Source organism: Bacillus sp. FJAT-50079, from assembly GCF_018343515.1.
In the GTDB taxonomy this organism is placed as follows: Bacteria; Bacillota; Bacilli; order Bacillales; family Bacillaceae_C; genus Lederbergia.
In genome coordinates this window covers 218,264-240,616 of the sequence record NZ_JAGYPD010000007.1, presented here as the reverse complement: position 1 = coordinate 240,616, position 22,353 = coordinate 218,264, and the positions used below count along the sequence as shown (strand labels likewise).

Genomic DNA, 22,353 nt, shown 5'->3' with positions numbered 1-22,353 from the left:
TCAACTATTATTCCCATTTTAGCAAAAGACAAATAATAACCTAATTAATATGCTTCTTTATGCGAGACATATTTAACTAAATATAGGATATTGATAGATTCAGTTAATTGAAGTGAAGATTACGATAAAAAAGTCACTTTACTATCAATCAGATTGTAAAGTGACTTTCTAATGGTACATGTTGAACGAAAATCATATTATTCATATGCGTTTTTTAATTTCTAACAAGATAATCAAATGCACCTAAAGCAGCGTTCGCACCTGATCCCATTGAGATAATAATCTGTTTGTTAGGGGAATCTGTGCAGTCACCTGCAGCAAATACGCCTGGTAAATTGGTTGCTCCGTATTTATCTACAATGATTTCTCCGAAGCGATTGCGCTCAACCGTATCGCCTAACCAATCTGTATTTGGTACAAGACCGATTTGAACGAATACGCCCTCTAGCTCGATATGATGTTCTTTTTCTGTATCACGGTCAATATACGTAATGCCATTGACGCTTTCGGAACCAGTAATTTCCTTTGTTTGAGCATTTTTAATGACCGTAACGTTCGGCAAGCTATATAGACGATCTTGTAGTACCGCATCAGCTTTCAATTCAGGCATAAATTCAAGAACTGTTACATGTTTCACAATCCCTGCGAGGTCAATTGCTGCCTCAATCCCTGAGTTACCACCGCCAATAACAGCTAGGTCTTTGCCCTCAAATAATGGACCGTCACAATGCGGACAATAAGCTACACCTTTGTTTTTAAGTTCCGCTTCACCAGGTGCACCAGTATTGCGCCAGCGAGCACCAGTTGAAAGGATGACCGTTTTACTTTTTAGAACGGCACCATTTTCAAGTTCGATTTCGATTAGATCTTTCTTCTCTAAACGAACAGCGCGCTGTAAATTCATGATGTCAATATTGTACTCTTTTGCATGTTCTTCAAGACTTGCTGCAAGTTTTGGACCTTCTGTGCGCTTGACACTGATAAAGTTTTCAATCGCAGCTGTGTCAAGAATCTGACCGCCAAAGCGCTCCGTTACAATACCTGTACGAATCCCTTTACGAGCTGCATAAATGGCCGCACTTGCGCCACCAGGGCCACCGCCAACAACAAGTACATCATAGGGTTCCTTATTTTCAAACTCAGAAGCATCTGGTCCGCTGCCAAGCTTAGCAAGAATTTCTTCCACTGTCATACGGCCGCCGCCAAATTCCTCACCGTTTAGGTAAACGGTTGGTACTGCCATAATGTTCTTGCTTTCAACTTCTTCTTTATAAGCTGCGCCATCAATCATTGTATGCGAAATATTCGGATTGATCACACTCATGATGTTTAGTGCCTGTACAACTTCAGGGCAGTTTTGACAGCTTAAGCTAATATATGATTCAAAGTGAAGTTTTCCTTCCAAACTATTAATTTGATCAATAACCTTTTGATCAACTTTTGGCGCTCTTCCACTTACTTGTAATAGTGCAAGCACTAATGAAGTAAATTCATGACCAAGTGGAATACCAGCGAACGTAATCCCTGTATCTTCACCACTTCGGTTCACACTAAAGCTCGGTGTTCTTTCTAGCTGTGTGTTTTCAACTTTAATATGGGAAGACATGGTGGCTAGTTCATCCACTAGAGCCACCATGTCGCGAGAAATCTTATCCGATCCCGCACTTACTTTTAGAAGCACATCGCCTTCCATCATTTCAAGATATTGGGCTAATTGTGCTTTTAAATTTGCATCTAGTACCATTTTTTTATTGCACCCCTTAAATTTTACCTACTAGGTCAAGGCTTGGCTTTAATGTTTCAGAGCCTTCTTCCCATTTTGCTGGGCAAACTTCGCCTGGGTTATTACGAACATATTGTGCTGCTTTAATTTTACCAACCAATGTGCTTGCATCACGGCCAATGCCGCCTGCATTGATCTCAACTGCTTGTACAACACCGTCTGGATCAATGATGAACGTACCGCGATCTGCTAGACCTGTTTCCTCGTCTAGTACATCAAAGTTACGAGAAATCTTTTGTGAAGGATCACCGATCATAATATACTCAAGTTTGCTAATCGCTTCTGAGTGATCATGCCATGCTTTATGAGTAAAGTGAGTGTCTGTAGAAACAGAATACACCTCAACACCAAGGTCTTTTAAAGTCCAGTAATGATCTTGAAGATCTCCAAGTTCAGTCGGACATACAAATGTGAAGTCAGCTGGGTAGAAGCAAACCACACTCCATTGTCCTTTTAAGTTTTCGTCGGTAACGTCGATGAACTCGCCTTTACCGCTATGGTAAGCTGATGCTGCAAATGGTTGAATTTCTTTTCCAATTAGTGACATAGTAAAATAGCCTCCTGATGGTTTTTTAGAACTATATAGTAGTTATTATAGGTTAAAATCGTAGAATCAAACCCCAATAACAAATAATCGATTACTATTTGTTATTATTTCTTAACTATAATAATTCTAATTCGATACCTATTATTATATAAAGGAGATTAATTGTCAAGGAATACACAGTAATTCATTCGTATATATTATAATTATGTATTATTTGTTACGTTTTACTGTGCGATCAAATATTGATTTAACGATGAATAAAGCTCATGGAATACGCTTTCATTCTCAATTACTAGCCTTATTTACTAATTAGCAATCTTTCAAGGTCTTTGCATCTGTCACCTAACTTCATTGTGTATAATGGTATGAAATAAGATATGTTTACCATAAGGGCGTGAGTATATGAGTACTAATGAAAAACAACCCGATGATGATATTATTGATGTAATAGATGATGAAGAATTGCAAAAGCTCGTATTAGAAGCGCAACGTGAAGCTCTTTCCAATGTAGGCAAAGAGAATATGAATCCTCGCAGAAAAAGACCTTTTATAAAATGGATACTATGGTTAATGTCCTTTGTGCTCGTTATCAATACGTTTGTAGTGATTTTTGAAATCTACTCAATTCCAGCATTGGAATTTTTAAAGACATCTGCTCGATTATCGTCACAGGAAGATATCGCTTTATATAAAAAGTCCGTAGTCGTCATTGCTACGAATAATAGTAAAGGAACAGGCTTTTCCATATCGGCTGACGGGATAATTCTTACAAATAATCATGTCGTCGAAGGAAATAAAAAGGTCGTAGTTGAATTTCCGGATCACGGCCATTTCACAGCGGATATTGTTCAAGCATATCCAGACATTGATCTCGCTATCATAAAAGTGAACGCTGCCGATCTTCCTTTTTTACAGCTTGCAAAGCAACCGGACTTTGAAGCAGGAGAGCCCATTTATTTCATTGGCAATCCGTTGCGTTTCACAGGTATTGCTAATGAAGGAACGCTTATCAGTGAATTGAAACTAGCAAGCTGGGAAGAACCTGTTATGATGATGAAAGCACCTGTGTATCGAGGAAATAGCGGTAGCCCTGTCTTAAATGAAGATGGAGAAGTCATTGGCATTGTATTCGCTACGTTAAAACATGAATTACATGGAAAGGTTGGTTTGTTCATACCAGTCGATCTTTATTGGGAGCGTACCCTTAGCCAATAACAAAAGGCGGTGGATCAAAGAATCCCCGCCTTTTATGAGCCCCTCTATTCTTTCTTTCTTGATCTTTTAACGAGAAAATACCCCCCTGCCCCAAGAAGTAAGATAATCAAAATGACTGGCAGGTTTCCTATCAAGAAAACAACTAAACCGGAAACGCTCGCAAGTAGAAAGTTCGTACTCGTCGCTAATTGTTTCTTTGTTTTTTCCCACGTATTAAGATCATTATCGATGTCCGGAACAATAACACTATTTTCAATCATATACATATCAATCGTTGAAAATGAAGTTTGATTCTCGAGGTATTTCATCTGTCCAACGAGGACTTCGATCTCCTCCTGGACCTTTGCTAAATCACTAGAGATTTTCAATAAATCCTCTGTTTTATCTGCTTCACCCATAAATTCAAGCAACCGTTCCTCGACTACACGCTTCGATTTTAGACGAGATTCTAAATCTACATATTCTTCCGTGACATCCTGTCCGCTGACATTACGTTCTACGACTTCGACTGCTTCTTCTTCCGCAAAGCTTAAAAAGGATTGAAAATGCTTTTCCGGAATTCGTACACTAAGCCGTCCACTCATCGTTTTATCACTCTCTCGATACACATTTGACTCAACAATGTACCCACCATATTCGTGAATCTTTTTTTCGAATGCCTGTTGAGCCTGATCGAGTTTTTTCACCTTCATTTGCATATATGCTCGATGGATAATCATCCGATCCGCTGAAGTTAAAGTTGAGGCTGTATCTTCATCTATCTGTACATCTGGTGCGACTGCTATTTCTTCCTTCTCACCCACTCCGACCGCATAATCTGACTGTGATTCTCTCGCAATATCCATTACACCTTGTGATGAATCACTACTCTTACTGTCATTGGAATGCTTTGCACTACATGCAACCAATAATAGAACAGAAAAAAAGAGTACCAATATCCTTCTCTTCATTTGAATGCCCCCTATCTCTTTACTTGTTTGACGGAACATTTCGAAAGAAGGTTACATTTTTAAATTATTTCTTGGACTTTTTTCTGCCGATCAACACGGATACATCTACCGTAATATCCATTCCTGAACGCGCATGGATTTCTTTTAGTTCTTTTTCATTTGCCGACCAAGATAAAGGGGTCATTTTCACTAAATCAGACAAGAGCGGTTGTTGTAAAGTTAAACGATAATTAATATTTTCAATCTTGATAAGGTCGAAATTCTCTTCAAAACGCCCGATTGTTTTTTCATTGTCAAACGCTTCTCTCTCTTCATAGAAAAACTCACGCAGTTCCTTCAGATAATCTTGATTTGGAACAACTTTCATTAACAATCCGTCATCCGTTAGCATCCTGCTAAACTCCGAATAATTAGATGGCGATAGAATATTGAGGATATATGGAAATTTTTCACTCGCAAGTGGACAATTAGCTAGGTCAGCGACAAGCCATATGCTCTTGGATTCATTATTAGCTGCTAGCTGCACTCCCTCTTTGGAAATGTCTGCCCCAAATCCGATCGTATCAAATGAAACGAATTCTTGAATTTGCGCTAAATGCGAACCTTCGCCACAGCCAGCATCAAAAACAGCGATCGGTGTTTGCTCCTGGCTTTGATTGATCACATTACCGATTGCTTCAATTAACGGAGTAAAAAAGCCACTCTCAGCGATTCTTCTGCGTGACTGAAATAATTCTTTATCATATTTCGTTTGAACCGATTGTGCCAGCATATGTATATAGCCCTTTTTAGCCAAGTCATAACTATGCCCCTCGCTACAAACGATTGATTGATTATCAAAAGACATCGATTGATGGCATAGCGGGCATCTGAAAAAATGAGCGTATTCTTCTAAGTGTCTGCTCGCCAGCGCTTTTCTACTTAATTGGGACATTGGAAATCCTCCCCTTGTTTTATCTTGTCATTATCATATCACGCCTTCTGATCATACACACATCTTTGAGCCGTGACCGCCCATTCGCAAAAGAAAAGGCTTAGCAATTGCTTTTCTGTGGTAAATATCAATTATCTTAAGAAGGAGGATGTCGTATGTTATACGTCGATACGGGAATAAAATTAATACTGGGTCTTGCTTCTCTCCTTATCGTGACAAGATTGCTCGGGAAAAAGGAGATGGGACAATTTACCCCATTTGATTTTGTCTACGCGCTCGTTTTAGGCGGCATTTTAGAGGAAAGCTTATACGATCCAAAAGCAACAATTGGAAGGTTGCTATTTGCTTTTATTATTTGGGCTGTACTTATTTATATGATCGAAGTCGTCGCAATCAAAAACGAAAAAATAAAAACACTGCTTAAAGGTAAACCGTCCCTCATTATAAGGGACGGTCAGCTCGATCTAGAAGCAATGAAGAAGAATCACCTAGATATGGAGCAGCTTCGGACAATGGTTCGGCAACAAGGTGTTTTTTCCTTGGAGGAAGTACGTGATCTTTATCTTGAACCAGGTGGCAATATAAGCATAAAGAAACATATAAGCGCTGAACCGCCTACTGCGGAAATGCTTAAGCATCATGTGAAGGATGAAGATCCAACTGTTCTCCTTATTGATGAGGGTAAAATAAAAATAGAAATTCTTCACTTCGCGGGAAAAACGAGCGAATGGCTGAAGAACGAGCTTAAAAAAGCTGGACACTCGAATATAGAAGAAATATTTTTTGCAGAATGGTCCTCTGCCAAGGGGTTTTATATTAAAACATATGAAGAATGTTATAGAAAAGGCTGAATCATTTTTCACATTTTAAAAAACCGAAAGCACCAGCTTCCGGTTTTTGTTATTTGTGACGATAATAAGATCCGGATGTCGTACACATCTATTACTTCTTTGCCTGTTGAACGACTTGACCAGTGATAAATTGCAACCATGCATATACACCGATTTTTACCGTTTCAGAAGCAGCTGAATCCTTTGTCGGATCAAGACAAACGAAATCAATATGCCGGACAAATTTATGCTTTCCGATTTCAAGCAAAAGATCGAATAGCTCAGTCGCAGTCATTCCACCCGGAGTAGAGGCAGGAACTCCTGGGGCGCTAGAAATATCGAGCACATCCATATCGACCGTTACATAAATCCGATCGACTTCCTCTTTTAAACAGGCAAGCGCATCATTAACTGTTTTAACGATCCCTTTCTTACGTGCCTGCCTTAATGTCACCATATTGATGCGATGTTCTTTCGCATATGCGATTAATGGTTTGGCATTAAAATAACCATGTAAACCAATGTTATGCACATGCTCTCCCTTCACAATACCGCCATCAACAAGCTGCCGAATCGGCGTCCCATTTGCGGGCCCTAGTTCAGCTGGGTCCCTAACATCGAGATGTGTATCGAGCTGTAAAAGACCAATCGTCTCTTCTCGGAAAATTTGTTTAATACCACGGACAGCGCACGCAGTCGTTGAATGATCACCACCCATCATACATGTGACATGACTAGCGAATTTTTTCACGAGAAATGCTGTTGCCTCCTCAATCCGCCGATGTGATTCCAAAATATCCGTCGTGTGCATGACAACATCACCGGCATCTGCCACTTGATAAGTAGACAAGTCTGTATCCTCATCGAGATTGTATGTGGCAAACCCTTTCCACATCCGGCGAAATTCGCTTGGATATAAGGAAGCGCCTGATACACTGATTGAAGAGCGAGAAAGTGGTGCCCCATATAGAATCAGATCGGGTCTTTCTACCTTTTCAAATGGGCGCACCCATTGATGTACAAAATCACGCTCCCCTTCTAGATTCCATGACCACTCAGGTGGTTTAAGCCAATGATTCTCCATTTATCCCACCACCTGAATCCCTTTTTTCCATACGGATTTCACATGGTTTACACCAAATAAATATTGTAATTGCTGATAGTTTTTACTATTCCATAAAACGACATCAGCCTGCTTTCCTACTTCAAGAGAGCCAATGCGATCCTGACGTTTAATTGCACATGCAGCATTATAAGTGGCGGCAGTTAATGCCTCTGCCGGTGTGAGTCGCATAGATATACAAGCTAAATTCATCACAAGCGGCATCGAAGTGGTCGGTGATGACCCCGGGTTGCAATCTGTGGAAATTGCCACGGCTACTCCTTGATCAATCATGCGCCGACCGCGAGCCGCCTCCTCACGCAAATAAAGTGCTGTCGCAGGAAGCAAGCAGGCGATTGTGCCGGCTTTCGCCATCGCTTGAATGCCCTCTTCGGATGCTTTTAATAAATGCTCTGCTGAAATCGCTCCAATTTTAGCGGAAAGTTCCGCTCCGCCATACGGCTCAATCTCATCAGCATGAATTTTAGGAATCAACCCGTACCGCTTACCCGCTTCTAAAATTCTTTCTGACTGCTCGGGCGTAAACACTCCTTTTTCACAAAAAACATCATTAAACTCGGCCAGCTTTTCTTCAGCAACGACTGGCAACATTTCCTCAATCAAAAAATCAACGTATTCATCTTCCCGTCCCTTAAATTCTGCCGGAACAGCATGAGCGCCCATAAAAGTGGATACAAGGTCAATGGGATGACTCTCTTGCAGCTTTTTCATGACACGAAGTTGCTTTAACTCTGTTTCTAAATTCATCCCATATCCGCTTTTTCCTTCGACCGTCGTTACCCCATGCTGTAAAAAAGAATCTAAACGACGCGAAGCTTGCATGAACAAATCTTCCTCCGATGCTTCCCTTGTCATGCGAGTCGTTGCATGAATCCCGCCGCCTGCATTCATAATCTCCATGTAAGTTGCGCCCTCAAGGCGCATTTCAAATTCTCTTTCCCTGCTTCCACCGTACACAACGTGAGTATGAGGATCGACTAAACCCGGTGTAACAAGATGACCAGAAGCATCAATGATGTCTGCTTCCTTCGCGCGTGTCGAGTACTTATTTTCTAATTCAAGTGTTGTACCGACTGCCTGAATAACGCCATTCTCCATCCATAAGCTTCCATCTTTTATTAGCCCGAGATCTGACATTGCTTCCCTCGTCCGGGCAGTTTTCACAACTGTATCTAACGTCGCTAACTCGCTTGCATGTTTAATCCATATAGGTTTTGTCATACTTGATCATTCCTTTGATTCATCATTGGAATATTGATCCCTTTTTCCCTCGCCGTCTTTTTCGCTAATTCATAGCCTGCATCGACATGCCTTACTACGCCCATGCCAGGGTCCGTCGTTAACACACGCTCCAGCCGCACTTCCGCTTCCTTCGTTCCATCTGCGACAATGACCATGCCTGCATGTAAGGAATAGCCCATACCGACTCCTCCCCCATGATGTACCGATACCCATGTCGCACCCCCAACTGCATTGATCATCGCATTAAGAATCGGCCAGTCTGCGACGACATCGGAACCATCCTTCATCGCTTCCGTTTCTCTATTAGGCGAAGCGACCGAGCCGGAATCTAAATGGTCACGACCGATGACGATCGGTGCTTTTAGCTCACCGCTTGCAACCATATCATTAATGATTTTTCCAAAGCGGGCACGTTCACCATATCCGAGCCAACAAATACGAGAAGGCAGCCCTTGGAACTGTATTTTTTCTCGAGCCATTCGAATCCAATTGCATAGGTGCGTATTATAACTAAATTCCCGTAATATGACTTCATCCGTTTTATAAATATCCTCGGGATCACCTGAGAGTGCGACCCAGCGAAAAGGTCCTTTCCCCTCGCAAAACTGCGGACGAATATAAGCAGGGACGAAGCCCGGGAAATCAAACGCATTTTCAATTCCTTCGTCTTTAGCAACTTGTCGGATATTATTGCCGTAATCAAATGTGACGGCTCCTTTTTCCATCATGGCAAGCATCGCTTGAACATGTTGTGCCATCGATGCTTTTGATCGTTTGACATACTCACTTGGGTTCGATTGGCGAAGCAGATTTGCTTCCTCTAATGACATTTTTGATGGAATATAGCCATTTAGTGGATCATGCGCCGAAGTCTGATCTGTCAGCACATCTGGAATAAATTGACGAGCGATCATCTCTGGTAAAATATCAGCAGCATTACCCAATAAACCGATTGATAATGCTCTCCCCGTTTGTTTTGCCTCCTGAGCAAGTCGAATCGCGTCATCAAGGGAAGTGGCTTTTACATCCGTATAACGCGTTTCAATCCGACGATCAATCCGTGTTTCATCTACCTCAATCGCGATGCAGACACCTCCGTTCATCGTCACTGCCAGTGGCTGGGCACCACCCATGCCTCCTAAGCCTGCCGTCACGGTAATTGTCCCTCTTAACGTAGTACTGAAATGCTGTTTTGCAAGCTCGGCAAACGTTTCATACGTACCTTGAACAATTCCTTGGGATCCAATATAGATCCAGCTTCCCGCTGTCATTTGTCCGTACATCATTAGTCCTTTTTTATCGAGTTCATGGAAAGTATCCCAATTTGCGTAAGCTGGAACGAGATTTGAATTGGCAATCAGAACCCTTGGCGCGTCTGGATGTGATTTAAAAATTGCTACCGGTTTACCAGATTGTACGAGCAATGTTTCGTCATTTTCTAACTCCTTCAATGATTTTACAATCGCATCGAAACAATCCCAATTTCGGGCGGCTTTGCCAATCCCTCCATAAACAACAAGATCTTCAGGATGTTCCGCTACCTCTTCATCTAAATTATTCATGAGCATTCTTAGTGCAGCTTCTTGAAGCCAGCCTTTTGTTTGCAATTCCGTCCCTCGATAGCGAATAATCTTACCATTTGTAATCGCCCCCAATATAACAACCTCCCTCGTCTATACTTTCATTTTACAAGGAAGATTTAACTATTCATTTATAAAATAACGCTTATTTTATAATTGATTGCATTAAGTTTTGCACACGCTTACATTTTTATTATTTATTTCAACCCTTCTATAATTGAAGTCGGTAAGCGGTCGGGGTGCATTTTTCCAACTGTTTAAATTTAGCATTAAAATAAGTCTGATGGGTGTAACCTGTTAAACGAGCAATTTCCTCTAAGGGAAGATCAGATTCCTTCAATAATCTTTTCGCTTCACGTATGCGTACATGATGAAGGGTATCACGAAATGTCTGTCCCGCTTCTGCTGCAAAGCGCCTGCTCAATGTACTTTTGTTGATTCCAATTGTTTCGGCACATGCCGCTAAATTCCATTGTGCATCCCAGTAATTCGATTCGATTAAAGCCTTTGTTTTATCTACAAGCGTATAAGCACCACCTTGAAGAAGTTGATGCCCAGCTAACATCAGTTTGGTAATAAATGCAAGCAATGTCTGAACAATTTGATAGACAACAGGCTGACGAACAATTTGCTGAAAAACCTCATGATAAGCCTTGTCCCATTCTTCATTTTGTAATTGATACGACTTCATATATCGACGAATTTGCGCAAGCACACTCGTAAGACGAACACGGACCATTTCCGGGTCCGGATACGGCTGTTCATACATTAAAAATTCATGCTCAACCCATTTTTGAATCGATTTTGTGTCTCTCTTCTCTAGCATTTCAATCCATTCTCTTTGTTCCACAGGTGTTAAAAAGGGATCAAGCTCCCGCCATTTATCAAGCTTGTTTGCCAATATAATAATATCGTACCCTTCAAAAAAAACGAGCTCTGTCAGCTGCTTCGATTTTTGATAGAGCCCCTTTAATACTTGCGGCTCTGTTGTATCGTTTACGATGATTGCGAGCGGGTCTGCAAATCTTTCCTTCCAATGTGAAAGAAAAGCATGAAATTCTCCTTTTAATATACGATCATCTTGTGCTTCATGTACGCATAGGATGTATGACGAAAAAGCGAAAAACTGACTTTCTCCTGAAAATGGATAGTGTTGTAACGTATCGTATAAAAGCGGCAGTGTATGTCCGTTTGGCGTTAAAAAAGCAGACATCATCACTGGCTGCTCAAGCACTCGTTCTGTTAAGAAAAAATCGGCGTAATCGATTTGATAAGAGGAAGTTTCCTTTTTTTCTTTTCTAGCACTTTGATTACGTTCATTACGTAATTGAAATCTAAGCTGCTGAATTTGTTTCATCAATTCAACAGGTGATAACGGACGAAATAACACATCTTGCGCACGAAAACGCAAGCCGCGGTAGGCTGTCTGAAAAATACGTTCTGATGATAGGCCTAACCAATGAATCGATTGTTTTTGTAAAAACTTTTCAATGGAGCTCTCTTCCTCTTGCCATTTATCCATATCGATAATGGCCAGGTCAGGTTTCCCCTTATGCTGAATATCATTTATAACGTCTGCAAAAGAATTGTAAACAGACAATTCAATGCCCGTAAAATGGGATTCTAGCATCCAGCGTATTCCTTGTGTCTCTAGTGCGTCTTTTGCCAATAAGAAAAGCTTCATAACGATCACTCCCCTACTTGTATAGTAGCAAAGATAACCGATCTAACCTACTACTTGTTCAGGCAAATAGGTTTCTATTAAAAATAGCAACTGAATGACTCAGCTGCTATTTTTAAGCGATTTACGATCAAGACTTAGTTACATTTTTACTTATCTTCTTCATTGCCCTCATTGCTTCTATATTCTAAAATATCCCCAGGCTGACAGTCTAAAGCTTTACAAATCGCATCTAAAGTTGATAACCGAATCGCCTTAGCCTTACCGTTTTTCAAAATGGAGAGATTAGCCATCGTAATTCCAACTCTTTCTGAAAGCTCTGTTACACTCATTTTCCTTTTCGCCAACATTACATCAATATTAATGATAATTGCCATTGTATACACCTCAAACTGTTAAATCATTTTCTGATTTTATATCGATGGCATTTTTTAATAGCTTCTCAAGAACAGCCGCAAAAACTGCTACCACCATGCAAGCAAAAATAATAACCAATCCAATTAATATTAAGCCTGGGGCATCATCAACCTCCGCCATAAGATAAATGAGCGGCATAAATACGACAAACAAAGCACTGATCGTGATCGCGCAGTATTTAATGTTTTTCAAGGCCTGGACCGATAATTCCGAAAAAGCTAAGTTCCTATCAATATAGCTTAACAGTTTTAGCGTCTGGTACAATGCAACAAAAAATACGATTGCTGCAATATACAGCCCGATTAAAAAAGGATATTGCAAAAAAGCTAATTTTGGATTTAATTCCGCAAAAAATACAGCTATCTTCGGTAATATAAATATACATAAAGCAAGGACTGGGAGTCCCATAAGAACAACAGTGAACTTTAAAAAGATTGTTTCACGTTTCATAAAAAGCACCTCATCCATTTAATTTCAATTTGATTTTAACAAGGGGTTTATTGTTTTGCAATATATTTTTATCGTATATTAACATATTTTTATTGTGGAATTCACTTCCCAATTCTAACAATGACATGATTTGTTGCTAGAAATCCCCCTTCAATTAGCTGATTTTTCTAAATTAACTGACCCACCTGCATCTTTTTACTCTCCTTTCTTTTTGATGTATACTTGCTACAATTGGAGACTAGAAAGAAGGAATTCATATTGAGAAAAGGTAATCCAATCATTGTTTACTCCATACTTTTATTCTGCATTATTGCTTGGGGCAGTAATTTTGTGTTTGGATCGATTTTAGTCGAAAATTTTGATCCAAGTGTTATTGCATTTTTCCGGCTTATTTTTATTGTCATTTTTCTCTTTTTCGTGACATTCCGTTACATTCATCAAAGCAAATTAACATTCACCCAGTATATATGGATCGCGGTCGCCGGCTTTTTTGGCGTAACGATCAACCAGTGGAGTTTTTATGCAAGCTTGCAATATACCGACCCAGTAACAGCTGCATTAATATTAGCCCTCTCCCCCATCGTCACCGCAGTGATTTCCTCTTATTGGTTTAAAGAAAGAAAGGAAATACCGTTTTGGTTAGGCTCATTTATCGCCTTATTAGGAGTTTGGTTAGTGATTACAAGTGGTTCGTTTTTTGTGCCAAAGGTCGGAAAAGGAGAACTGTTAATCGCGATTACAATGTTGTCATTTTCGATCTTTTTAATTTTTGTCCAACATTTAACGAAAACCATCCATCCGGCCATGATCACTTTGTATAGCAATATATTTGGACTTGCTTTCCTCTTGCCAATGGTTCCTTGGAAAAACACATCTGTTGTTTGGTCCGTCCCTTTGCGATATTGGGTACTGTTAATCATTACAGCAATTGTTATGCATGGGTTATGTACGTATCTTTGGAATAGCTCGATTCATAAAGTAGGTGCGACAAAAGCAGCGCTTTTATTAAATTTAGAGCCGTTCGTTGCGATGGTCTTTGGCTTTTTCATCTTGGGATTTAGTGTTACAGTTCCACAACTAATTGGAGCATTTATTATTATTATCGGGGTGTTTATCTCAATACGCACAAAAGTAAAGAAAATCACCGCGGACATATCATAAAAACAGCTAACAACTGTCATTTATAGAAAATAAAAAATCCAGTTCATTTCAAATGGACTGGATTTTACTATTGCACATCTTTATTCTACTTTTTCAATCGTTGATGTAACGGTCATTTCTTCATCGCCTTCACTCATCTTAAATTCCCGTTTGATCTCACCAAAATCCTTCGCAAAATATTTACGATTGATTGAGCCGTCATCGCTTCTCTTTTCAAGCACGATCACATCGTGAAACGGTTGGAGTGGAGTATCAATCGTCGCGGCATTGTCGATCACTTTCCATCCATCGAACGTTTCATCTTTTTCTAACGGAAGCTTTAAATACGTGTACAATGGTTTAAGCTGCTCAAGCTCACTATCTGTTGGAGTATATTCATCATATGATTCGCCTTCTTCTAAAACGACAACAATTTTATCGTCATCAATCCGATACGTTCTTAACATTACCGTTCCGCCGTTGTCCTCGTAAATGCTGACGTAACGGTCATTCAACCATTTTGTTTTCGCTGTATATTGAGCAAATTCATTTCCTTCACCTTTAAAATTCGCAACGGTCCCATCCTTCATAAAAAAGTCCGAAAGCGCAACTTGGGGAGGATTTTCTTTGTTTTCTTCTTCCGGCTGCTTTACAGGCTCTTGCTCTTGTTCCCCCTCTTTCACTTCTTCGTTTTGACCATTGGTTTCATCCTGTGGTGCAGGTTCTACATTTCCTTGACACGCAGTAAAAAGCAATATAGAAAGGATCCCGACCAATAATTGGATTTTTTTCACTGTCATGACTCCTTTCAAAATAAATTCCTTATCATAAAAATACCCGTTCATGATGTTTTTTAATCGAAAATGTATCATCTTCTTTATTTATATGTTTCCGAAAATGAGAAATAGAGCTTCATTTACTACGGAAGATGCTTATGGAGCCGATTTGATAAATTAATAAGCAAAAGTCTTTGAAGTAGATTCTCATGGGTATATTTTGCAAACTGAAGTGTTAATACGCCGTGAGCTGCTCTCAAACAAAAAGGAGCTTCGCAATGGAAGCTCCCTATTTATTATGATCGCCTTTTAAGAAAATGATATTGTCCTTTTGAAAAGGAAATAAATTTAGCTCGCGAACCTTATCACCATGGTTCATCATGATTTCATGAAATATTTCTTCAGGCGTTTTTCCCTCTGTGTTAACACCTAATTTTTCAGCAGCATTATAGATCATTTTTTCGCGAACTTCTTTAGCTAGTTCTTTAAAATCTTTCCCTTGTGTATCAATGCCCAGCTCGTTCGCTTGTCTTTTCAGTTGGGCTTCTTTGACTTCACGTGCGAGTTGCTTTAAGTCTTTGCCTTCAGATGAAATCCCTAACTCTTTTGCTGCCTTTTTCACTCTCGCCTCTTTAACTTCCTTCATGATCTGCTTGTCATCTTTGCCTTCCGTAGCAATGCCCCATTGTTTGGCGATTTGTTCTACCCAAACACGGCGCACTTCCTTCGCTAATGTATCGATGTCTTTCCCTTCCGTTTTAATCCCTAAAGCTTCTGCTTGCTTTCTAATATGCATTTCCTTTAGTTCTTTACGAATGGTTTCATCATCTTTTCCTTCTGTATCAATTCCCCATTCTTCCGCTTGTTTTTTTAATAAGTCCGGATGGATGTCCTTCTGAGAAAAATGGGCTTTTCCATGGGCATGACCTACCATTGGCGCAGAGATTACCATTCCTAACATAAACATTGCCGCAAGTATGTAGGCGACCGATATCTTTTTCATGCGTTTTCCTCCTTATATCGATTTCACCTTTAGCATACCCAGAATCTTCTACATCATGAAATTATGACAATGAATTTTTTATTTTATATTCCGATTTTTTCTCATCTAACCATGTCGGATATTCTGTTTGTAGTTTTTCATTAAATAAAGTTTCCTTAACTTCGTCCTTATGATCTTCATAGGCAGCTTCTTTCGCCTCTTTTCGATCGGTCACTTTAATAATATGGTAGCCATGCTCTGTTTTGACCGGATCGCTAATTTCATCTTTCTTCATTGCAAAAGCGACTTCATCAAATTCTTCTACCATTTCTCCCCGAGAAAAATATCCTAATTCTCCACTACTTTCAGCATTAGACGTATCTGTTGAATATTCCGCAGCTAATTCAGCAAAATCTTCACCTGCATCAAGCTTCTCTTTCACTTCTTTTGCCGTTTTCTCGTCCTCAACTAAAATATGGCTCGCTTGCACTTGCTCTTTTTCGTCAAATTGGTCTTTATTTTCTTCGAAGTATTCCTTCATTTCTTCATCTGTTATGTTAATCCGTGGTTCAATTAATTTTTTGAGCGTAATATATTGCTTTATATCATCCTGAACCTGTTTCTCATCAATTCCACTTTGCTCTAATAACGAGTTGAAAGCTTCTTCTCCACCATATGCTTCCTTATAATCAGCGAGTTCATCATCGATTTCTTTATTGGAAATTGATATTTTTTCCTTTTTTGCTTCAAGCTCAACGATCTTATCAGTGATCATCGTATCAAGTGTATCCGTTCCGTAATGTTCTACGAGCACATCGTACAATTCATTTTTTGTAATCTTTTCTCCATCGACATTTGCAACAATTTCTCTTTGTGTAAAAGCTGCCCCGAAAATGACAGCCAGTCCAACGACGATCAATATAATCGTCGAAAATAAAAATTTCTTATTTCCCATCCATTTCGCCTCCATCACGTCTACCTTTCGTTAGCATACAGAAAAAGTATGAACAAATTATTAACAAATATTAAATGGATTATGAAAAGTCCAGCTATCTGAAATAAATGGATGTTATAATATTAGGAATCATTTGAACGAGAGGTGATTTTCATGTCTTTTACTATCAGAGGAATGCGAGAAAAAGATATTCAACAAGTGCAGCAAATTGCTAAAACGAGTTGGAATTACACTTATGAAGGAATAATCCCACCTAAAATTCAGGAAAACTTCTTAACGTCCGCATATAGTGAGACAATGATGCAAAAACGATTGAAGAATACATTCATCTGGGTTTCAGAGATCGATGGAAAGATTGTAGGCTTTGCGAATTTTTCTCCCGTAAAAGAAAATGATGAGGCTGAACTGGCCGCAATCTATTTACATCCCGATTACCTGGGCAAAGGCATAGGAACAGCTTTACTAAATGAAGGCATCCAAACATTAAAAGGTGCAAAAGCAATCTTCATCAATGTGGAAAAAGACAATATAATCGGAACAACATTTTACAAAGCAAAAGGCTTCAAAGTCGTTTCCGAATTTGAAGACGACTTTGGTGGACATATTCTAAAAACAGTAAGAATGGTGTTACATATATAGGAGGACCAGATTAATCCATATAAAAAATGGAAGAGGGAAGGATAGAATGCAGGCGGGCATGGCTATTTAGTATTTATTTTGTAACCACGTTGATTGGAGCGGAAGGCACGAAGACTCCTCGAAAATGCTTCGCATTTCCTTCGTACGACGCATTTTCGGAGAAGCTTATTCAATGTCCTGCGGGATTAGCGTGCAGCTTGAGACCCTGCTGGAGCGTAGTTAGGATCGAAGCCTTAAAAATCGCCACATCGTGTGGCAACGTCTTCGTGACCAACATCCTGTTGTGGCCTGAAGCGGCTCAAGACACGCCCCGCGGAAAGCGAAGTGCCTAGAGCGGAAATCAACCGTTTAAAGTGGAAAATTTCTTTACGACGAAATCGCTTTTCCTGGTAAAGAAATAATAAAAATCGTCCCTTTCCCTTTCTCACTCTCTACCGTAATCTCACCTTTATGCAACGTCACGAGCTGCTTTACGATCGATAGCCCAAGCCCAAATTCTCCGTAAGGATTTGTCGTTCTTGACAGCATCGCTTTGTAAAACCTTCCCCAAATCTTTTCAATTTCATCACGATCAATTCCCATTCCCGTATCTTCAATCTCAATGATTGTGTCATTTCCATGCGCTCTTCCGCGCAACGTAATTTCTCCATGATCTGTAAACTGGATGCTGTTTTTTGTAATATTAATCAGAATTTGCATTAGCCGGTCATAATCAGCATACACGATCACATTTTGATCGACATCCACATGGATGCAATTCTTCTTTTCTTCCGCAAAACTATCCAGTTGGTCCTTGATCAACTCTAATACTTCGCTAAGTTGGATCTCTTCTTTTACTAACTTCACTTGATTGGAGCGAATTTTTTCATAATCAAGATTTTCGTTTACAAGCCGAATTAATCGCTTCGTTTCCTTGCTAGCAAGTAACATCCCTTTTTCTTTTTCCGCTTCTGGGATCATATCATTGCGAATTCCTTCAATGACGCCGCTAATCGTTGTAAGTGGCGTTCGTAATTCATGCGAGACATCGGCCATAAATTGACGTCTGCGATTTTCAAGATTTTCGATCTCTTCCATCGATGTATGTAAGGTTTTCACCATTTTATTAAAATCATCGGCAAGTTCGCCAATCTCATCGAAACTTGAAGAAGGAATTCGTACTGAATAATCTCCGGCAGCAACTAAAGAGGTCGCCGCTTGCATGCGTTTAATTCGCTTCACATGAAAAGTGGAAACGATCCAGCTAAGCAATAAAGCAATTGCAAGAGCAATAAGTACGGTATAAACCAAATAATGATTCATTTGCGAGATCAATTCGCGCGAGCCTTGAATCGGTGAAATAAGTAAGATTCCGCCTGTGAATTGATCTTGGTGAATATAAGGAAGCAAAACAAACGTAACTCCTTCGCCGAAACGTTTATACTCCTGCTTCATACTGACGCTTTGTCCGCTCTTTATTTTCTGCCACTCTTCCGCCGTCAGCTCCACAGCGGGTCTTTGCAATCCCGTCGAATAAATAATCGTTGAGTCATCATCGAAAAGACTATATTGAATCTCTCGTCCAGACAGAACGTTTTCGTATTGCCGCAAAACAAGCTGCGAGCTGCCCCGATTCCTTTCCAGATCTTGCAATATATTATTTCCATAAGACTTTAGCTCATCAATTTTATTTTCATAAACAAACCGTTCAACAAATTGAGAAAATAATAAGCTTAAAATTAAAAAGGCGATTACTAAAACACTAATATGACTGCCAAGCTGCTGATAAAGATATTTCACTTTCATTTTTCGTTACCAGATGGGCTTTCTTCAAATTTATAGCCGACACCCCAAACCGTTTGGAAAAAGTCTCGGTCTTTTGAACCAATTTTATTGCGGAGACGTTTAATATGAACATCAACGGTACGGTCATCTCCATAAAATTGATACCCCCATACACTTTCCAACAGCTGTTCACGGGAAAATACTTGCCGTGGATGCTGTAAAAAGTGATAGAGCAGATCAAATTCCTTCGGTGTTAAATTAGAGATCGGCATTCCATCGAGATAAACCTCTCTCGTACTTTTATCCATTTTAAAATGGCTCGTTTCAATCATATTAGCATCCAACTTTTGTGGATTGTATCGGCGTGTGACAGCTTTAATGCGAGCCATCAGTGCAAGTGGGCTAAATGGCTTCGTTACATAATCATCGGCACCCATTTCTAAACCGAGCACCTGATCTGATTCACTATCTTTTGCCGTTAGCATAATGATCGGCACCGTTTCATTCTCTTGCCTTAATTTGCGGCAAATAGTCACTCCGTCCATGCCGGGAAGCATCCAATCAACAATAAGACAGTCCCATTCGCCTTCCTTCGCCCGGGCATACCCTTCAAGACCGTCCATGATAAACTCACCATCAATGCCTTCTTTAGCAAAAAACATTTCAATCATTGAAGCAACGCTTTCATTATCCTCAATTACTAATATTTTCATTGAATACACCCGCCTTTACTAATCATTCTACTACAAAACCTCTTACCGAAAAACGATAAGAGGTAGCGAGTCCTTATTTACCTGTCAGGGTAAGTTTCATAGTTTTTACTTCACTTCCACGATACACGTCTAGAGTAATTGTATCGCCTACTTTATATTCGGTGTATAGTAATTTTCGCAGTTCACGTGAATTTTTCACTTCCTTATCATTGATCGAAACAATGACGTCTTGTACATTTAATCCCGCCTTTGCTGCCGAAGATTCTGGGTCAATATTGGCAACCATTACACCGCCCTCAACCGTTAACGGTAATTGCTGTACGTATTGCTGCGGAACTTGATCGAGATCCGCTAATCCAATGCCCATATATGGACGTTCAATTTTCCCATGGGCGATCATTTCATCAATTAATGGTTTCGCATCATTAACCGGTATCGCAAAACCTAACCCTTCAACACCATTATCGGCAATTTTTAAGCTATTAATACCGATTAGCTGACCAGCTGCATTAATTAAGGCGCCCCCGCTATTTCCTGGGTTAATCGCTGCGTCTGTTTGAATGACATTTAAATCCCATTCGCCCGCAGACGTTGACACATTGACGGAACGATTGACCGCACTCACAATTCCTTGAGTGACTGTTCTTGAAAGATCGAGACCAAGTGGATTTCCAATCGCAATCACTTCGTCGCCAGCCCGAAGCTGATCAGAATCCCCAAACTCAAGCACTTGTTCCGCATATTTTGCATCAACTTTTAAAACCGCTAAGTCACTTAACGCGTCAGCCCCAACGAGCTCTGCCTCAATTTTATCGCCATTGTCGACCGTCACTTCGATTTTCTCTGCCCCTTCAATGACATGATTATTTGTCACTATATAGGCGTTATCTCCCTCTTTTTTAAAAATAACACCTGACCCTGATCCAGCAGGCTGGATTTCGGAATCTCTTGCAAATCGATTCTCGTTATATTTATAATTAACAACCCCAACGATTGATTTCGACGCATGCTCCACCATATCTGCTAATGATGCCGAATTTGCTGATGTTTGTGCTACATTATATGATTGGTCTTTATCCGTTTGTACAACTGGAATCTCATTTGTTCCTGAAACATCATTTTTTTCCAACATTGATGTATTCGTTACAACAGTCAGAGTCAACACCGATCCAATCACACCTGCACCCACTGTCGATAAAAACCGGCTCAATTTCGATTTCCCAGGCTTCCAACGGTTTTTATCCGTTGCATTATTTTCGTTGATCTCTTTCATGTTCCATTCCTCCCTGATCTTCTTCATGTGTATATTTTATCCAGGAAGTATGAACAAACTATTAACGATGTTTGAAGATACTTGGAAGTTTATTACGTTGACGGCATGGATTCATACCCCTATAATAAAAACAGCAAAATAAATAAACCATTATCCTTTAAGGGGAGTAGCTATACAACAAAGTCGTCAATCCAGGATCCATTCCTCGGCTTTGTTGGCAACTTTGTTGTTTGCGAGACCTTACCATTCTTTGGTAAGGTCTTTTTTATTTTGGTGCAATAACGTCGAAAGGAGTTCATATGTTAAGTTTCTATAACGAGTTAGCAGCAAGTGTAGTGATAGACAAGCAAAACAATAAGCTCATCCAGTTTGATCAATCATTAACCCTTGCTGGCGTCGGACGAAGCGCCTTTGTATTTAAAATAAAAGATACAAACAAGGCAATAAAGGTATTTTTTCCACAATTTAATCAGATCGCCCAAGAAGAGGCGGATATTTATAATCGCATTCAACACATAGATTATTACCCTACTTTGTACGAAGCGGGCCCAAATTATATTGTCATCGATTATATTGAAGGCCACACGCTTTTTGAATGTCTAACTCTCGGAATCCGTATTTCAGAAGACCATATTAAGGAAGTTGATCTTGCCTTAAGCTTAGCTGAGAATGAAGGATTGACCCCTTCTGATATTCACTTGCGAAATATATTCTTAACTTCTCAAGAAGAAATAAAAATTATTGATGTAGCTCGATTTCGGCAAACAAAGCATTACAAACAATGGGAACATCTTAAAAGAGCCTTTTACCGTCTCTATTCAATATCTTTATTTCCAAAAAAGATACCTGCTTTCATTTTAAATTTGATTGCTGCTTTGTATAAAAAACTTTATAAATAACAGGAGGATATTCATGAAAAAAATCATTGCTGTAATTGGATTACTATCCATACTAATCGTTAGTGGCTGTTCGCTTCTAGGTGAGGTAAATAACTCGCTCGAATATGCAAATAAAGTAACGGACTATATAAACACCGCAAAGGGATTTGCTGAGGAAGTCCCTTCTCTTGCCCAAGATGCAGTCACTAATACTGAGGCACGAGATAATTTAGAAATGGAATTGCTCAAAATGCAGGAAGAAATTATTGCTTTTAATGAAATCGAAGCTCCATCAATCGCTGCTGAAATTCATGAGAAAATCGAAAGCACCAATACGAAGCTTCAAGAAGGAATTGATTTATATTTAACTAATATTGAAAATGGGGAGCTGGACCCAGCGGTACTTGAAAACTCGGAAATCTTGAAGACTCTAAATGAAATCACTCAATTTATGGATCAAATTGAAAGTTTAGGACTTTAA

The 22,353-nt window shown here is 39.7% G+C and carries 22 protein-coding genes; 6 read left to right on the top strand and 16 right to left on the bottom strand.

The annotated features are described in order from the left end of the window. Positions 1-214: 214 nt before the first annotated feature. Both ahpF and ahpC read right to left on the bottom strand, forming a co-directional pair. Complete coding sequence (gene ahpF, locus KHA95_RS19405) at positions 215-1,744, bottom strand: alkyl hydroperoxide reductase subunit F (protein WP_213139211.1); 1,530 nt, start codon at positions 1,742-1,744, stop codon at positions 215-217. A gap of 16 nt (positions 1,745-1,760) precedes the next feature. Beyond that, complete coding sequence (gene ahpC / locus KHA95_RS19400) at positions 1,761-2,330, bottom strand: alkyl hydroperoxide reductase subunit C (RefSeq protein ID WP_213139210.1); 570 nt, start codon at positions 2,328-2,330, stop codon at positions 1,761-1,763. A gap of 402 nt (positions 2,331-2,732) precedes the next feature. Here ahpC and KHA95_RS19395 point away from each other — a divergent pair, with 402 nt between their 5' ends. Continuing rightward, a complete protein-coding gene (locus KHA95_RS19395) occupies positions 2,733-3,545 on the top strand; it encodes a S1C family serine protease (RefSeq protein WP_213139209.1) in 813 nt (270 codons plus the stop codon). Between the two features lie 44 nt (positions 3,546-3,589). Here KHA95_RS19395 and KHA95_RS19390 read toward each other — a convergent pair whose 3' ends face one another. Together KHA95_RS19390 and KHA95_RS19385 are read right to left on the bottom strand one after the other, a co-directional pair. Continuing rightward, on the bottom strand, positions 3,590-4,495 hold the full coding sequence (locus KHA95_RS19390; protein WP_213139208.1) for a DUF4349 domain-containing protein: 906 nt from the start codon (positions 4,493-4,495) through the stop codon (positions 3,590-3,592). Between the two features lie 64 nt (positions 4,496-4,559). Then, the gene (locus KHA95_RS19385; protein ID WP_213139207.1) at positions 4,560-5,429 is read right to left on the bottom strand and encodes a putative RNA methyltransferase; all 870 of its coding nucleotides are present in this window, start codon (positions 5,427-5,429) and stop codon (positions 4,560-4,562) included. 155 nt (positions 5,430-5,584) lie between these two features. On the opposite strand from KHA95_RS19385, the gene KHA95_RS19380 reads away from it, so the two are divergent. After that, positions 5,585-6,280 (top strand): DUF421 domain-containing protein, encoded by a 696-nt coding sequence (locus tag KHA95_RS19380; protein ID WP_213139206.1) that lies wholly within the window; start codon positions 5,585-5,587, stop codon positions 6,278-6,280. A gap of 91 nt (positions 6,281-6,371) precedes the next feature. On the opposite strand, the gene KHA95_RS19375 is transcribed toward KHA95_RS19380, so the two are convergent. From KHA95_RS19375 to KHA95_RS19350, 6 genes are all read right to left on the bottom strand, one after another. Next, complete coding sequence (locus KHA95_RS19375; protein ID WP_213139205.1) at positions 6,372-7,343, bottom strand: agmatinase family protein; 972 nt, start codon at positions 7,341-7,343, stop codon at positions 6,372-6,374. Then, complete coding sequence (hutI, locus tag KHA95_RS19370; protein WP_213139204.1) at positions 7,344-8,603, bottom strand: imidazolonepropionase; 1,260 nt, start codon at positions 8,601-8,603, stop codon at positions 7,344-7,346. Next, positions 8,600-10,279 (bottom strand): urocanate hydratase, encoded by a 1,680-nt coding sequence (gene hutU / locus KHA95_RS19365; protein WP_213139203.1) that lies wholly within the window; start codon positions 10,277-10,279, stop codon positions 8,600-8,602. Before hutU ends, hutI begins: the two co-directional genes overlap by 4 nt. Before the next feature lie 136 nt (positions 10,280-10,415). Next, positions 10,416-11,888, bottom strand: a complete 1,473-nt coding sequence (locus tag KHA95_RS19360; RefSeq protein ID WP_213139202.1) for a helix-turn-helix transcriptional regulator — start codon at positions 11,886-11,888, stop codon at positions 10,416-10,418. 146 nt (positions 11,889-12,034) lie between these two features. Next, entirely contained in the window at positions 12,035-12,262 is a 228-nt protein-coding gene (locus KHA95_RS19355) for a helix-turn-helix domain-containing protein (RefSeq protein WP_213139201.1), read from the bottom strand. 10 nt (positions 12,263-12,272) lie between these two features. After that, positions 12,273-12,752, bottom strand: a complete 480-nt coding sequence (locus KHA95_RS19350) for a DUF2975 domain-containing protein (protein WP_213139200.1) — start codon at positions 12,750-12,752, stop codon at positions 12,273-12,275. Positions 12,753-13,010: 258 nt separating this feature from the next. On the opposite strand from KHA95_RS19350, the gene KHA95_RS19345 reads away from it, so the two are divergent. After that, positions 13,011-13,913, top strand: coding sequence for a DMT family transporter (locus KHA95_RS19345; protein ID WP_213139199.1), 903 nt, complete (start codon positions 13,011-13,013; stop codon positions 13,911-13,913). 80 nt (positions 13,914-13,993) lie between these two features. On the opposite strand, the gene KHA95_RS19340 is transcribed toward KHA95_RS19345, so the two are convergent. From KHA95_RS19340 to KHA95_RS19330, 3 genes are all read right to left on the bottom strand, one after another. Then, positions 13,994-14,686 (bottom strand): hypothetical protein, encoded by a 693-nt coding sequence (locus KHA95_RS19340; protein WP_213139198.1) that lies wholly within the window; start codon positions 14,684-14,686, stop codon positions 13,994-13,996. Between the two features lie 271 nt (positions 14,687-14,957). Continuing rightward, the gene (locus KHA95_RS19335; protein WP_213139197.1) at positions 14,958-15,671 is read right to left on the bottom strand and encodes a hypothetical protein; all 714 of its coding nucleotides are present in this window, start codon (positions 15,669-15,671) and stop codon (positions 14,958-14,960) included. Positions 15,672-15,732: 61 nt separating this feature from the next. Next, a complete protein-coding gene (locus KHA95_RS19330) occupies positions 15,733-16,605 on the bottom strand; it encodes a peptidylprolyl isomerase (protein WP_213139196.1) in 873 nt (290 codons plus the stop codon). 153 nt (positions 16,606-16,758) lie between these two features. Here KHA95_RS19330 and KHA95_RS19325 point away from each other — a divergent pair, with 153 nt between their 5' ends. Beyond that, positions 16,759-17,244 carry a GNAT family N-acetyltransferase gene (locus KHA95_RS19325; protein WP_213139195.1) on the top strand — a complete coding sequence of 162 codons (486 nt, stop codon included), beginning with the start codon at positions 16,759-16,761 and terminating at the stop codon, positions 17,242-17,244. Between the two features lie 366 nt (positions 17,245-17,610). Here the strand turns inward: KHA95_RS19325 and KHA95_RS19320 are convergent, their stop codons facing one another. From KHA95_RS19320 to KHA95_RS19310, 3 genes are all read right to left on the bottom strand, one after another. After that, the gene (locus KHA95_RS19320) at positions 17,611-19,029 is read right to left on the bottom strand and encodes a HAMP domain-containing sensor histidine kinase (RefSeq protein ID WP_213139194.1); all 1,419 of its coding nucleotides are present in this window, start codon (positions 19,027-19,029) and stop codon (positions 17,611-17,613) included. Beyond that, a complete protein-coding gene (locus KHA95_RS19315; RefSeq protein WP_213139193.1) occupies positions 19,026-19,721 on the bottom strand; it encodes a response regulator transcription factor in 696 nt (231 codons plus the stop codon). The genes KHA95_RS19320 and KHA95_RS19315 overlap by 4 nt, the downstream gene beginning before the upstream one ends. A 73-nt stretch (positions 19,722-19,794) precedes the next feature. Beyond that, complete coding sequence (locus KHA95_RS19310; RefSeq protein ID WP_213139192.1) at positions 19,795-20,994, bottom strand: S1C family serine protease; 1,200 nt, start codon at positions 20,992-20,994, stop codon at positions 19,795-19,797. A gap of 299 nt (positions 20,995-21,293) precedes the next feature. On the opposite strand from KHA95_RS19310, the gene KHA95_RS19305 reads away from it, so the two are divergent. Together KHA95_RS19305 and KHA95_RS19300 are read left to right on the top strand one after the other, a co-directional pair. Continuing rightward, positions 21,294-21,893 (top strand): protein kinase family protein, encoded by a 600-nt coding sequence (locus tag KHA95_RS19305; RefSeq protein ID WP_213139191.1) that lies wholly within the window; start codon positions 21,294-21,296, stop codon positions 21,891-21,893. Between the two features lie 13 nt (positions 21,894-21,906). Continuing rightward, positions 21,907-22,353 (top strand): DUF6376 family protein, encoded by a 447-nt coding sequence (locus tag KHA95_RS19300; RefSeq protein ID WP_213139190.1) that lies wholly within the window; start codon positions 21,907-21,909, stop codon positions 22,351-22,353.